Source organism: Paraburkholderia sp. RAU2J, assembly GCF_003634845.1.
Classification (GTDB): Bacteria; Pseudomonadota; Gammaproteobacteria; order Burkholderiales; family Burkholderiaceae; genus Paraburkholderia; species Paraburkholderia fynbosensis.
Genome location: NZ_RBXG01000004.1, coordinates 483,837 through 497,684 on the forward strand (window position 1 = coordinate 483,837; position 13,848 = coordinate 497,684).

General features: G+C 60.2%; 10 protein-coding genes, 1 pseudogene and 1 riboswitch. Of the genes and pseudogenes, 2 read left to right on the plus strand and 9 right to left on the minus strand.

The genetic code is table 11. The features are described from left to right. Nucleotides 1-240: 240 nt before the first annotated feature. Nucleotides 241-1,272: a hypothetical protein gene (locus B0G69_RS40920; RefSeq protein WP_147440852.1), complete on the minus strand. Its 1,032-nt coding sequence runs from the start codon at nt 1,270-1,272 to the stop codon at nt 241-243. A gap of 680 nt (nt 1,273-1,952) precedes the next feature. On the opposite strand from B0G69_RS40920, the gene B0G69_RS40170 reads away from it, so the two are divergent. Continuing rightward, nucleotides 1,953-3,293: an APC family permease gene (locus tag B0G69_RS40170; protein ID WP_121325534.1), complete on the plus strand. Its 1,341-nt coding sequence runs from the start codon at nt 1,953-1,955 to the stop codon at nt 3,291-3,293. A gap of 891 nt (nt 3,294-4,184) precedes the next feature. Here the strand turns inward: B0G69_RS40170 and B0G69_RS40180 are convergent. The 5 genes and pseudogenes from B0G69_RS40180 to B0G69_RS40200 all read right to left on the minus strand — a co-directional run bounded on the left by B0G69_RS40180 (nt 4,185) and on the right by B0G69_RS40200 (nt 10,634). Then, complete coding sequence (locus tag B0G69_RS40180) at nt 4,185-5,246, minus strand: HoxN/HupN/NixA family nickel/cobalt transporter (RefSeq protein ID WP_121325536.1); 1,062 nt, start codon at nt 5,244-5,246, stop codon at nt 4,185-4,187. Nucleotides 5,247-5,299: 53 nt separating this feature from the next. Beyond that, a riboswitch (cobalamin riboswitch) is annotated at nt 5,300-5,488 on the minus strand. Between the two features lie 357 nt (nt 5,489-5,845). Beyond that, entirely contained in the window at nt 5,846-6,292 is a 447-nt protein-coding gene (locus B0G69_RS40185) for a copper chaperone PCu(A)C (protein WP_121325537.1), read from the minus strand. 34 nt (nt 6,293-6,326) lie between these two features. After that, nucleotides 6,327-7,797 (minus strand): annotated as a pseudogene (locus tag B0G69_RS40190) (PepSY domain-containing protein). A gap of 15 nt (nt 7,798-7,812) precedes the next feature. Beyond that, a complete protein-coding gene (locus B0G69_RS40195) occupies nt 7,813-10,128 on the minus strand; it encodes a TonB-dependent receptor (protein ID WP_121325676.1) in 2,316 nt (771 codons plus the stop codon). 146 nt (nt 10,129-10,274) lie between these two features. After that, nucleotides 10,275-10,634, minus strand: a complete 360-nt coding sequence (locus B0G69_RS40200) for a DUF2946 domain-containing protein (RefSeq protein ID WP_121325538.1) — start codon at nt 10,632-10,634, stop codon at nt 10,275-10,277. Nucleotides 10,635-10,893: 259 nt separating this feature from the next. Between B0G69_RS40200 and B0G69_RS40205 the strand changes: the two genes are divergently transcribed. Further along, nucleotides 10,894-11,370 carry an SCO family protein gene (locus B0G69_RS40205; protein ID WP_241991756.1) on the plus strand — a complete coding sequence of 159 codons (477 nt, stop codon included), beginning with the start codon at nt 10,894-10,896 and terminating at the stop codon, nt 11,368-11,370. Between the two features lie 694 nt (nt 11,371-12,064). Here the strand turns inward: B0G69_RS40205 and B0G69_RS43085 are convergent. From B0G69_RS43085 to B0G69_RS40220, 3 genes are read right to left on the minus strand one after another with little or no spacing between them, the layout of a single operon-like run. Then, nucleotides 12,065-12,895 carry a TonB family protein gene (locus B0G69_RS43085; protein WP_347232551.1) on the minus strand — a complete coding sequence of 277 codons (831 nt, stop codon included), beginning with the start codon at nt 12,893-12,895 and terminating at the stop codon, nt 12,065-12,067. Beyond that, nucleotides 12,804-13,202 carry a biopolymer transporter ExbD gene (locus B0G69_RS40215; protein WP_121325539.1) on the minus strand — a complete coding sequence of 133 codons (399 nt, stop codon included), beginning with the start codon at nt 13,200-13,202 and terminating at the stop codon, nt 12,804-12,806. Before B0G69_RS40215 ends, B0G69_RS43085 begins: the two co-directional genes overlap by 92 nt. After that, a complete protein-coding gene (locus B0G69_RS40220) occupies nt 13,199-13,843 on the minus strand; it encodes a MotA/TolQ/ExbB proton channel family protein (RefSeq protein ID WP_121325540.1) in 645 nt (214 codons plus the stop codon). The genes B0G69_RS40215 and B0G69_RS40220 overlap by 4 nt, the downstream gene beginning before the upstream one ends. Nucleotides 13,844-13,848 lie beyond the last annotated feature (5 nt).

The window sequence follows — 13,848 nt, forward strand, 5'->3', positions numbered from 1 at the left end:
TGTGTGTTGCTTCTTCGGCCTAAAGGTGAAGCTTTGCATAAGAACGGTGCACAACTCGCCCGTCAGGTCCCGGCCAGTTCAACCGCTGCCCGCCGAACGGCAGTGGATGCCCGATGGACGGCGTCCATCGACACTCGTGGACGGGGCACTTGGCTCGCCCGATGCGCTAGGTACGGTCTCTGGTGGACGATCTGTTGCTCACTTGACGAAAGTGTTTGTGCCGGTCGCGCCTTTCGTCTCTCAACGCACCTCAGACGCGGCTACTTTATTGAGAAGCCGTTGCCGGAGTTCGCTCACGGAACTCACGCCAAGTTGCCAATAGACGTTTCTCACGCAGTCCACGACGGTACTTTCCTTCACATCCAGCAAACAGGCGATGCAGTGGTAGCTTGAGCCGCAAACCAGGCGCGCGGCGACAATCTGCTTGCGGTCGCTTAGCCCCGCGCTCCGCGCCGCACGTAACGCCTGCAACAGGATCGGCTCCTGGTGCTGACAGTGAAGAACACAGCCAAGGTCATTCAACGGGTAAGCGCTCCAGGTGAACCGTCCCCATCTATTGGTGATCTCTTTGACTGCCGGGCCGACCGCTAAGCCGCGTTCGATCGCACGCAAGCTTCGAACCACCGAAGCGAGTTCTGAAGGTAGATTGTCATCTCCTATACCTGTGGAACATGTTCGGTCAATGGATTCAAGCATTAGTCTGTAGGCAAAACGACTTTGGTGCCGAATGCGGCCATTCCAATCCGCGACAAGTATCCCAGACCTCGCTCCATCCGCAAACGGGCCATCACTGTCGCTGCCATGGCGAACTGCGTTCCCAATATGCCTGCTAAAAGCGTCGACAAGTCGATATTCGGCATCCGTGAAAGGGCGCCGCCCTTTTTCGCGAACGAGAATCAAAGATCCCCAGCCCCGTGCACCGTGCCGCGCAACAACGTTGATGAAATGTCGGCCTCCGGTAGGTGATAGCACTTCCCCATAGAAAGCACTCCGTTCGAGCGCAGGACCGAGGTGGTCGGAGTTCGTGAAGCCGCAACTCAGGCTCATCCACTCTGAAAAGTCACCGATAAGCTGACTCACATGACCCGTACGGCGCAGGTGCTCATATGCGCCCAAGGTTTTGTAGGCTTCATCTATTTCGCTATAGACGCTCGATATCGCGAATCTCTCGTCCGACCACATAAAGTGACCAAAATCGGCACCGACGATTTCACGCGTGGCAGCCACAACGGACGGAATGATGGTCGCGCTGTGAAATTTCAGTGCGCACACGTGCCGAATGTGTGCTCCGAGCTTTGTGCTTGAAGTCCTCGACATGGCGTGCGTACCCCGTAGACAACATCAATCGGCGGCCCCGGCGGATTCATTCCACGACTTGCCGCGTGGCCGTATGCCCGCTGGCGAATATCCCAGAAGTAAGAATTCAAATTTGTGCGTCGCTATCAATTAAACCCCCAGCGCTGGGGGTAAATCGGGCGATGAACTCAGCTACTTTTAGTCAGAACGAACGCGAGTTGGGCGCCCGCGTGTCGGATCGAATCCGGTAGACACCGAAAGCGTCGCCGCACCATGTTGGGTCGCTACCAACAAGCCTCTGCTTGCGCCGACTGCAGTGGTCATGCTCGCTAAAGCAAGTTCCCACTCGTCGGGTGAAAGCATCGCCTCGTAAATGTGCTGAATTGCCGCATAAACGCTCTCGGTTCTTGTCATCGTCATCCCCCCAAAATGGGAGTTTCGGATCGGACTTGCGTCCGGAAGTATAGGCAAGTCACTACACCCGATCCGCCATTTTTTTAGCGTTAAAACGCCGCAATCGAGCGGCCCAGGGAAGCGTGCTATTCGCGAACCTGCGAACAAATGGCAATCGCATTGCGCTCATCGGCGCGATATCGCGAATCCGGTATTCGTGCTTCGCGGCGGCAACCGGGCACTAAGCGCCCGCAAGGAACAATATGAATAACCTGCGCTGTCAGATCTCAGTATTCACAGGCACTGTTCTTGCCGTCGGCATGGTAGTCGGCTCGGGCCTCTTTGGACTTCCCGGCTTGGCATTGCAAATCAGTTCGCCACAAATAGCAGCGATTGCCTGGCTCACCTGCGCGATTTTATGCTTCCCGCTACTGTGCATATTCTCCGTTCTGGGCACCCGATATGCTTCCGCCGGAGGCCTGTCTCGGTATGCCGAGGCGGCGCTTGGACGACCTGGCGAATATGCTGTGGCCGCCGTCTTATGCGGGACCTTGCCACTCGTCCTTCCCGCTCAGGCGATGATCGGCGCTAGCTACGCGCTGGTTGTCTTCGGAATCGATCGTACGATGCTGCTCCCGCTATCGATAGCTTTCCTGGTCGGCCCGATCTGCATCAATCTGAGCGGCGTCCGTGCCGCTGCGCTTGTGAACACGGTCTCACTCGTCATGATCACAGCCACCGTGTTATTACTCGGTGCGATGCACACATCCGATCTTCGATCCGGTGTCGAACTCTGGATAAGTCCGCACTGGGCGGATATAGATCTACGAAGGCTGTGGAAGGCAGTCGCATTGGTCTTTTGGGCGTTTCTTGGATGGGAAAATGTTTCATTCGGACTCGAGGAATTCAAGGATCCGAAAACGTCCATCAGCCGAGCGTATTTCCTGTCCTTCCTTGTGGTGATCGGACTGTATTTCATCCTGGCAGCAACCGTGAACGGCGCTTCCATCGGGACTTCTCGAGTCAACACCACAGAAGGTCTGGCACACCTGGTTTCTCCAGACCGGCGCATGGCCCTATTCGTGGTCACGCTGGTGGTGATCCTGGCCACTGCGAACGCGTGGATCTTTGGCGCGAGTCGCTTGTACTACGCCGCCGCACGCAGCGGTCTCCTTCCCCCGCTCTTCGCCGAACTCGATAAACGTGGTGTGCCGCGCAATGCGTTACTCCTGCTGACCGCGTGCTTCTTCGGCGTTCTCCTCGCCGTAGCGTTCTTTCATGTTCATCTTACTGTTCTCGTGCTACTTGCGAATCAGAACTTCCTTGTGCTTTACCTCGTCTGCATCTACTGCTTCTTCAAGATCGCGCGCGGTTATCAGCGCTGGATTCTTACGCCAGCCGCATTGGCGTCTTGTTGCTTCATGCTGGGCGGATTTGGCTATACGTTAATTTACTCAGTTGCGCTCCTCGGAGTTGGCATATCTTGCGAACGTTCGCGCAATCGCTCCAGGGCGTGGACCATACCTGCGAAGGCGTCTGCGGGCGAGAATGGTAGCCCTCGTCTCGAAGGCGCCTCCCGACAGAATGCACGGGACAACTCATAGTGCGTCGCGGGCGAAGCGGCGCAGATATTCGTGCTCGGCTCTTTACTTGCACGAAGTGTCCCGAGAAACTGCCTCGGTAAAACATAGTCACCGGCTCAGACGGGCAGCTAATGAGTAAAGCCGACGTTCGATAGTCCGGGCAGGCGCCATGGCGAACGGCTGGAGTTGGCCGCGCACCGTCGCTCGGGAAAACCAGCTGCCGCACGCGCGAACCGGTGTTTGGCCGTGTCGAAGTGACGGGCCGCGGGTACCATAGACAGTTCATAGGTGAGTCTCAGGAGGCGCCATGAAAGCGGTGTGCCCGCTGCACGGGCCAACGACTATCATCCGCACGAACGTGTACGGATTTCCGGTCTATGCGTGCTGCTGCGACGACGTGCGCTATGTATCGCCCCCGGACGCATGTACAAGGGCTCCGACGCAACGCGGACCTGACCCGCAGCATCAACCTCAACAACCGAAAACGACAAAGGAATAATACTGACGATCGGCCTGCCGCCTGAGTGTTGATCCGCCGCGCGATCATCCAACAAGAAGCAAGGACCCGTGTCGACCCTCAGCAGTCACTTAACCGCGAAGAAGGAGCGGCCGAACCCCAACCATAACGAGACATTCAGGGCACAAAGACCCGAGTTGTCGTGGTGTGCCGTAATTCCGGCTTCGATGCGGGTGCGCGCCTCAATCGGCTGGTGTCAGAAGCGCATCCGTTCAATGCCCAATGCCCGACACGTTCAGGCTCTTCCGGGACCGTCATTGTCGTGCGAGTGATCGCTGGCTGTCGAAGCCGTGGACACGTTCTCAGCCAATATCCACGAGCGCTTCGCACGCCATCATATGGTGCCGATCGGCCGCACTTTGCCTCGGACCATCAACGCGTCCGAACATTCTCGATCAGCCGATATTGACAGGCAAATCGTCGTAGCGCCTGAGCTTGTAGAAAAGTACAGAGGCCAACCAGCTGACGACGAAGACGCCAATTACCGCGTAGCCGAGCAAGCCGAAATTGTCCGACGCGGTGCCGACGAGTTCCCAGAAACCGCCCTTCAGGTCCAGTTTGTCAGCGATCAGCGCCAGCGCTTCGATGCCGCCGATCAACATGGCCACGACTACCGACACGAACGTGATGGTGATGTTGTAGTACAGCTTGCGGATCGGCTTCATGAACGCCCAGCCATAGGCGCCGAGCATCAGCACACCGTCGGCGGTATCGATCAGGCACATGCCAGCGGTGAAAAGCGCCGGGAAAATCAGGATCGTCGCGAGCGACATGCCGTTGGCGGCCTGAGCGGCTGAAATGCCGAATAGCGCGACTTCCGTGGCGGTATCGAAGCCCAGCCCGAACAGGAAGCCGATCGGATACATATGCCAGCTACGCGAGACGAGCCGGAACAGCGGGCGAAAGATTCGCGAAAGGATGCCGCGCTTGTTGAGCAGCATGTCGAGATCTTCTTCCACAAGGCGCTCGCCTCGTTGCACACGGCGAAAAGTCTTTACGACCGACACGAGAATCATCACGTTCACAATTGCCAGCACCAGCAGGAAACCTGCTGAGACGGAGGTGCTGATAATGCCGCCGATCGCTTTAATGTCTTCGAAGCGTGCTTTCAGCGTAACGGCCGCGAACGCAACGGCAATCGACAGCGCGATGACGATCGTGGAGTGGCCCAGGGAAAAGAAAAACCCCACGGCAACCGGCCGTTTGCCACCCTGCATCAGCTTTCGCGTGGTGTTGTCGATCGCTGCAATGTGGTCGGCGTCGACCGCGTGACGCAAGCCGAACGTATAGGCGAGCAACGCCGTGCCGATCAGCGCCGGCCGGCCATGTAGCGCGGTCAGCGCCCAGATCCAGATACCAATGTTAGCTGCGACGAGCAGCGAAAGGATCCCGATGACCTTGCTGCGTAGCGCATGTGGACCGTCGTCGAAAAGATGGGAAAGGTAGCGCTGTTGCATGAATTCCTCGCATGCCAGTTGAACCACCCGGTACGGGTAGCTTGAGCCGGGCGCGTTTGCGTCCCGGGCGCGGCAGGTCTCCTGGCTTACGCATCCTCGTCCGGCGTCGCCTTCCCGGTTGCCCAGTGGCTTCATGATGTCGGACTTCGCGCTTACAGTTGCGGGCACAGCTATGGCCTTGGCAGTCGCCTCACCATATTCCCTATTAATGCCTTGCGGCAGCCATTGCACCGCCGATTATCGCGCAGAACTGGCGCGGACAGCTTCCCTCACGGGCATCCTGATCAGGCGCTCGTGACGAAGGCGCGGGCACGGCTCGCAGTTCAGGTGCGGGCAGCGGGATTCGCCGGTCGGGCCGTAGCCATGCAAGGACAGGGACGAAGAATCTGCACGACGGGCGCGTCTGCCGCGCCCGAAGATCCCGTCAGTGACACGATCCAGAAACCCCACAGCACAACGGCCAGCATGGCGCCCACAATCAGATGGAATGTCGCACGCAACAGGAGGTCGATAGCACGCATACATTGCTCCCGGTCGGAATTCCGGCTTGCGGTGCGCGTCAGGTATTCAACCGGACCGCGCGCCGAGCGAAGGCCAGCTCAGTGACCCATGGTCGCAGGACTTTTCGTCTCGCACTCGGCCTTCACCTGCTCGCCGTCGCTGAATGTGAAGGTGAACGGAATCGACATCCCCACCTTGAGCGGCTTTTTCGGCTGTTCCAGCATCACGTGGTATCCGCCCGGTGTGAACGACAGCGTGCCGTTCGCAGGCACGGTTGCCTTATGGACCATCACCATTTTCGACGTGCTGCCGTTGCTCTGCGTCTGGTGAAGCATCGCCATGCCGTACGCGTCAGTTTGCACGCCGGTCAGGTCGATCGGCTTCCCGCTCATGTTCATGACGCTGAAATAGCCGCCCGATGGTAAGTCGCCCGGCAGCAGGCGTATCCAGCAGTCGGAAACCATCACGGATGCGGGAGCCGCTGCAGCACCTCCCGCGCAACCGCAAAGCGCGGCAAACAGAATGAATTTGAGTGTGGGCTTCATGTTGATCTCCTGGGTACAGGGTTGCACTGCGTCTTCAGTCCGCCAGCGGCTGGAGCGGGCGGCCAGATAGCATGCGGTCGGCCAGCCAGACCGCGATGAGCGTGACGCCCATCAATGGAAACACCACGCCGAGCGCCGCGAGCCCGAGCTTCCAGCCGCGCATTGGCACCACTGCGCGATCACGTCCGGGCGCCCCAAGCCTGCCCGCCGGTCGGCGTTTCCACCACATCACACAGCCCAGTGAAGGCAAGCGTCGCGAGGCCGAGCGAGAGCGCCGCGCAAACAATCTGATTGGCGAGGCCGAAGTAGCGACCCATGTGCAGCGACGTGCCGTATGACACCGCCTTTCCCACCGCGCCGTAATCACCGTAGCGGATATCTTTCAGGATCGCGCCGCTGTACTGGTCTATATAGACCGTGCGCTCGAGCTTCGGGTCCGGCGGGAAATACGACACCGTATATACGCCGCTGGCGGAGGCGGGCAACGCAACGTCGTAGTCATCGGGCAGACCGAGCGCACGCATTTGCGCCACGACGCGGCCGAGTGTCCATACCGTGGGGGCGGCATCCTGCGACTGCGGTACCGTCGCTGCGCCCGCGGCCCACGGTATCTGCGGCAGCGGCAGGTCATCCATCGTCATGCCGGGCATCGAATCCATGCCAGCCTCCTGGCTATCGGCCGCGTTGCCCACCACGGCTGCGAGTTGAGCGGCACCCCCCGGCAGTATCGAGTGTAGCGGCAGTCCGCCCCACGAGCCCGGTGGAGAGCCGAGGTTGAGACTTGCCGAGAGCGACTTGAAATGCTTGCCCCATGAGCCCGTCCATGGCAAGCCGGTCACGACGAATGCAAGGGCGCCTGCGGCGAGCCAGATGCCAAGCGCCGCGTGCATGCTTTTCCACAGCGGTCGGCCGCGCAGCGCGAAGCTTGGCACGAGCGCGCCACGCAGCGTCGTGCCCGCGCGCGGCCACCACAACGCGATACCGGTGCCGATCATCACGAGCGTCCAGCACGCAACGAGTTCCATCAGCAGTTCGCCCGGCTTGCCGAGCAGAAGCTTGCGGTGAATCATCCGGTCAATCTGCATGAAGCGTTGGTCGACACTGAGCGTGCCGAGCACCGTGCCGTCGTACGGATTCAGGTAGATGCTCTGCTTTTCGCCATCGGGTTGGCGGAAAATGAACTCCACGCTGCGATCTGCGCGCGACGAGATGCGCGCGGTCATTGCTAGCGAGTCCGCTGGCAGCGCCAGGCGCGCGTTCGCCAGCAACGAATCTTCGCCGAGGCGCGTTACATCGCGCGGCTCGACCACCAGCCTGTGCGGATACAGCAGCGGCTCGATCTGCGGCTGAAAACAGTACAGCGTGCCGGTCAATGCGAGCACCACGAGAAAAGGCATCACGAACAGACCGGCATAGAAATGCCAGCGCCACAGCGTGCGATAGCTGCGGCTCGCAGCTGCGGCGGTGCCCGGTGTCGAACGCGAGTCGGTTGCGGCAGTGGACATGAGATACCCCCTCCTTTACAGATGCAGCCGGCCTTCGACATAGAAGGTGCGGCCCGGGTACGGGTGATAGACGAAGTAGCGCGAGTCGAAAATATTGTCGACGCCCACGCCGATCTCGCTCAGCTTTGTCGGCCGGAACGTGAACTTCGCATCCGCAACCGTGTACGAGCTCGTCCCGCCGAACACGTCCGGATTCGAGTCGGTATTGGTCAGCGTGTTGTACTGCCTCCCCGAATAGCGCACCGCAAGCGTCAGCGCCGAACGGGCGTCGAAATGATACGTGGCGGCAACGTTCGCGCGCCACAGCGGAATCCGGTAGAAGTATTTGCCTACCGTCGCGGGGTTCTGCGCATTGGCAAGAATCTTCGACTGCGTGTACGCGGCGTTCGCAATCAGGTCAAGGCCGCGCACGAACACATCCTGCCCCTGATAGCTGGTTTCCACGCCGCGCGAGCGCACCTTGCCGATGTTCTGGAAGTTCGTGATGTTCGGAATCACGGTCGTGTCGGTCTGGCTGAAAATCGTGTTCTTCACATCGTCCTGAAACAGCGACAGCCGGAACAAACCGTTCCAGTGTGCCCATTCCGCAGTCAACTCTTTTGAGAGGTCGTCCTCGGGCTGCAGATTCGGGTTGTTGTTGATGATCGACGAACCGTTGATCTTCCCCTGGAACAGTTCACCGACTGTCGGGAAACGGTACGCGCGAGCAATCGACGCACGCAGCGTCAGATCGTCGGTGACGTCGAGCGACAGCGACGCCTTCGGTGAAAAATGATGCTGGTCGGCCCCGGCATAAGGCAGAGTCGTCGCGCTGAGCGACTGGGAGCCGTCGTAGGCGCGCCAGTCCTCATAGCGCACACCGTAGACGAATTTCCAGCGCGGCAGGAAGCGCCACGCGTCCTGCGCATAGGCAGCCTGAGTCTGTGTGCGGCCCTTGAACGCGTTGGCGAAGCTGCTAGCTGAACCGTCGCGCCATGCCGCGGTGTTGAAGGTTTCGTTGTCGAGGAAATAGTTGTCGTAGTGATATCCGAACGTGAGGGCGTGATTCCAGAAACCTGCCTGCGGCGTCGCCGGTGTGTAGGTGGTCTTCAGGTCCAGCGTCTTCCAGCCGGTGCCGTCCCCGAACGTAACGACGCCCGGGCCGTTGCCGGGTCCGCCAGCGTTGGCGGTGCGTGCAACGCTGTTCGACACGTCATAGTACGATGCGATCGCTTCGCCGTTCCAGCCGGTAGCGTTGTGCGTCTTCAGCCACGCGCCGTACAGCCAGTTCTCGCTGGTGCCGAGGCTCGGTGCGAACGCGGCGGCCGGAATGTTGTACTCGAATCCGTTGATCGCAACCTTGCCGCTATATACCGGATTGCCGTTCGCATCCCGCAGGAATGTCGACGTCTCGCTGTTATAGGTCTGATGCCAGTAGCCAAGCGTGAAGCCGGCCTGCACGGTCGGCGTGAAGTCGTACTGCATCTTCAGTTTCAGCTGGTCCTGGATCGTTCGTTCGATCCCTTCGCCGTTCACGCCGAGCACTGCGGTCGGCGCGTTGGTCTGGTTGTTATAGAAATACGCGCCGGTGACCGGCGTGTCGCCCGGTTTTGCAGGCGTGGTCGACTTTGCGAGCGTGGCGAACTGTAGAGGCTGGCTCGTGTTCTCGAAATGATTGGCACCAACAAAATACGAAAACTTTCCAACGCGATCGCCAATCGTCGCGCTCGTCTCAGTGCCGTTGAAATTCTGATTAACCCCATACAGGTCGAAGTGCTGCGTGAACGCTTTCACGGTCGCGTCCGCTTCGAATCTGGTGGGCATCCGCGTCGTGATCAGCACGGTTGCGCCGAGCGAATTGCCCGGATAGAGCGCGGAGTACGGACCGTAGATCACGTCTACCTGCTGGATCTCATCCGGAAACACCATGGACCAGCGCGGCGGAAAGTAATAGCTGTTGCCGAGCAGATTCGACAGCAGCAGCCCGTCCGCATAGACCAGACCGCGCGCGCTTTGTACGTTACTCGTGCCGCGCACCGCGATGATCGAGTTCAGATCGCCGATGAAGCGTTTGCGCACCGCAAGATTCGGCAGATACTTCAGTACGTCTTCCGTGTTAACGACGTTCCAGTTTTTGAACTGGTCGCGCGTGACCGTCTCGGTCGACGCGGGCAGGTTCGGATCAACGACGGGGCGATAGCTCCCGGCGCCACTCGCGGTTACGGAAACTGGCGGTAATGTGGTGACCGCGTGGTCCGCGCCGGTTGCGTTAACGGAAGAGGCCGCAGCGGGGGCGGTTGTGATGCCGGCTGTATCTGCGAATGCAGGATGGCCGACGAGTGCGAGGGGCAACAATCCGAATGCAACACGGCGCGTGCGTGTGCCGCCGCGAACTTTTCGCGGAGCGAAGCAAAGCATGTGATCTTTTCCTGCGTGCGTTGATAAATGCCGCATGCGCGCCCTGGATGGGCGCGTACTATTGCTGCGGCGAACGACGGTCAGGAAAAGGCGGGAGGGTCCCGTGGGCGGCCGGACGGAAAAGCGCCGATCGGAGTAAAGCGTGTGGACAGCACGGCTGCCGCAATTGCGACCGGCAACAGAAGCACCGGCACAACAGCCGGCGGTATCGGTGGCGGCGCCGTGTGGGTCGCGAGCAGATCGCAGTAGCCGCAGGCGGATAACGGGTCGCCCGCATGATGACTTACGCTATCCGTTTGCATAGCCGAACAGAGCACTGCGACCGGTTCACCGGTGCGGGCCGACGCAATCAGCTGGCTCACGACCGGCACGAACACGACGAGGCACATGGCAAGCGTGCCAAGCCATGCGCAGAGTCTTCGACGGACGTGAAAGGTCATGAGCGGTTGAATTTGTTAGCGGGCGCAGTTTAGCACTGGTTCTGTAAGCAGGTTAAGCACTCCCTCTTCGCTTCCCGCCTTACGCGCGACATTTTGACGCGCTCGTGTGACGCGGCCTGTGGCGCAACGGCCCTCGAATGGAGCCTTGTCGTCGAGAGTTGTAAAGCGGATGAGGCACTACGCGGGCAGACGAATGAAAGCTCTCCGCAATAGACTGTGCTTCTCGATCCTGATCTTTGCGACGGCAATGCCGCGATCCATGCCCCCATTCTTTCATCGCTGTGTGCGTCTCGTTGTCGGCGCAACGCTCTCTGTTTCACCGGCCGTCTGCCACCATGAAGAGCCGTGGAAGCTCACGGACGTCCGGGGGCATTTGCCCGATCTGGATTTCGCGCTGACCTCAGACGCCGGCAAGCAGATCAGTCAGGCGAACCTGGCAGGTGATGTCACACTCGTCTACTTCGGCTACACGCATTGCCCGGACGTATGCCCGGAAACGCTGGCCAAGCTCGCTCAGATGACACATCAGCTCGGCGACGCCGCACAACACGTGAAGGTCCTGTTCGTGAGTGTCGACCCGGCGCGGGACACGCTCGCAGTGATGCATGCGTATGTCGATGCGTTCGACGCAAAGCACGACGTCGGCCTGACCGGTTCCGATAGCGCGATCAAGGCGCTCGCGCAACGCTATCGCGTCGCTTACCAGGCTGACGAGCCCCGCGCGAACGGTGGATAAGAGGTAACCCATAGCTCGGCGATCTACATATTCGATGCGAAAGGGCATGCACGCCTGATCGGCGCGGACGACGATCCGGTCGACGCGTTCGTGCACGATGTGCGTCAATTGGCTGACGAGACCTGACGACAGGCGCCCCGCGACCGTGCAGAAGAGGCCGCGAACGAGCCCGCGAGTCCGCGGTGTATTCAACAGATAGAGTCGGATGTGCGTCGGAGGTTTCGGCCAGATTTGCCCGGAAGAGGGCTTGTTGTCGCCGCCCAAAGTTCCACGCAGATCGCCGCGTTCCAGCTGGTCAATAACCGTCTATGACCAGAATCCCTACGCAGCCTCAACGCAAGATTTCCTGGCATGCAAGTGTGGGCGCCAGTAGCATTGACTTGGCGTGCAGTTTCCCTTTTAGCGGGAAAGCGTCTAAAAACGGAACATAAATTCGCGAGTATTCAGCGCGTTCGGGATACGATCGTTGATCGCTGTACTGCGTGACTGGAATAGGTCAGGCAGCGGAAGTTGGACCTGGCTGGCGGTCGGCCAGGAAATGACGCTCACCTCATCTGTTTCAGGTGACCGGAACCTGGCCTTCTTCGGAGGCTCGTGCAAGAGGGTCGCCTGCTGCCCACGAACGTCCGCGGTTGGTCGGACCCGGAGCCGGCCGCCTCGAGCTTCTGTCCGGCTGGAGTGACCGCTCATCGCATTAGCTCACGTTAAAGTGCACGCGAATTTCCTGCCGGGTTTCAACCGGGTGCCCGTCCTGCATTGCTGGAAAGAATCGCCAGCTTCGCAAGGTCTCGACAACAATCTGATTCAGACGCGGGTACTGGGTGGGCTTGATGAGCTCGACAGCGACGGATCCGTCTGTATGGATGACAAGACGGGCTATCGCGACCGTCTGGTAGGCCTGCTCGCGCAACTCGTCGGGAACTGAGGGCAGCGGTTGCGCGATGGCGCGCGCTGGCGAGTTGCCGGGCGCCGATTCCGCGGACGTCCGCTCAGCGGTTGTCGCGCCACGGTCGGAAGACGTCGAGGGTGCTGCTGCCGTTGCCGTTTGAGGGGCCGTGGCGTCGGGTTTCGCGGCCGGCCCCGGGGCGCGTATCATCGTCTCGGACTGCCGGGCAGGAATGGGTGGGCGAACCGGCAGCGTCGGGGCGCGCGCGGCTTTGACTAACGGCTGTTTTGGGGGAGAGGCCTTTGGCGGCTTGGGGGCCGTCTGTGTCGAACCTACTGTCGCAGCATGCAACGGTGGAGCGACAGTCGGAATTTCAACGAGCCTCATCTGCATCGGTTGTTCCCGCGTAGGTTCGGGTACCGGTATTGCGTGCAGACTCCGTCCCAGCATTAAAAGAAATAGTCCCCATACAAGTGTGCCCAGTGCCGCGGCAATCGCGACCCTGACGTTCCGGCTGTCACCCACCTTGATGAGGCGGCGCCATGGTCTATTCACGATGAACTGCAACGAGAAAATGTTCGGCTCCCGCACGACGGGCCGCCAGCATCGCCTGCACGACAACGCCATGTCCCGCTGCATCGTCGGCCGCTATGATGACGTCATGGTCCGGGCGCAGCGCGCGCCTGACAGCCGGCTCTACCTGATCGGGACGAACGGCCTGGCGGTTGACGAAAATCGCATTGCTCCGGTCAATGCTCACGGTCGGTGGTCCATCCGCAGACATCTGCTGCGCATGACCCGACGGCAGGTTCACTTTCACTGCATCCAGTCGTTGCATGGCGAGCGATGCCAGCATGAAAGTCGCCAGCAGAAAGAACATGACGTCGATCATCGGAATGATTTCGATGCGGCCACGCTTCGCGGCGCGAGAGCGACGAAACTTCACGGCGCGGCACCCTGTCCTTCCGAAGCGAGGCGAATCTCGCTGATACGCTCGTTCGCAAACGACTCGAGTTCGTCCATCAGTCGCTCAAGGCGACGTGAAAAGTAGTTGAAAGCGAACAGCGAGAACAACGCCACAACCAGGCCAACAGCGGTTGCCACCAGCGACTGGGCGACGCCGCCCGTGACGCCGCCCGGATTGACCAGGCCGTTTCCGCCGAATAGCTGGAATGAATGCATCATACCCACGATCGTGCCCAGCAATCCAAGGAGCGGTGCTGCGGTCACGATCGTCTCCAGCACCCAGAAGCCCTTGCTCATGTCCCGCTCGATCGTCGCCGCGAGAGCTTCGGTCTTCGCCACGCGGTACCAGACGGGTGCAGCGGGACGGTCCGAAAGCGGCACGCTCAGGCGCCTGAAAACATGTCGCGCCGGCAGCGAATCCAACCCCTCGATGAGAAGGCCCGAGGACATGCCTGCGGCAGCCGGGGGCCGCGCACCTGGTTCGGGTGTACCGGCAAAGCGCAGAAAAACATAGGAGCGGTCGATCACGATCGTGATCGCCACGATGGCAAGCACGCTGAGCGGATAGATCACCCACCCGCCAAGCTGCACGGCACCCAGAAAAGTCGTCCAGTCTTTCATTTCAA

Bases quoted from the DNA above. Each gene is read 5' to 3' on its own strand.
- B0G69_RS40200 (WP_121325538.1), bottom strand. From the start codon at position 10,634: ATGACCTTTCACGTCCGTCGAAGACTCTGCGCATGGCTTGGCACGCTT.
- B0G69_RS40220 (WP_121325540.1), bottom strand. From the start codon at position 13,843: ATGAAAGACTGGACGACTTTTCTGGGTGCCGTGCAGCTTGGCGGGTGG.
- B0G69_RS40170 (WP_121325534.1), top strand. From the start codon at position 1,953: ATGAATAACCTGCGCTGTCAGATCTCAGTATTCACAGGCACTGTTCTT.
- B0G69_RS43085 (WP_347232551.1), bottom strand. From the start codon at position 12,895: ATGCAGCGGGACATGGCGTTGTCGTGCAGGCGATGCTGGCGGCCCGTC.
- B0G69_RS40180 (WP_121325536.1), bottom strand. From the start codon at position 5,246: ATGCAACAGCGCTACCTTTCCCATCTTTTCGACGACGGTCCACATGCG.
- B0G69_RS40205 (WP_241991756.1), top strand. From the start codon at position 10,894: ATGCCCCCATTCTTTCATCGCTGTGTGCGTCTCGTTGTCGGCGCAACG.
- B0G69_RS40185 (WP_121325537.1), bottom strand. From the start codon at position 6,292: ATGAAGCCCACACTCAAATTCATTCTGTTTGCCGCGCTTTGCGGTTGC.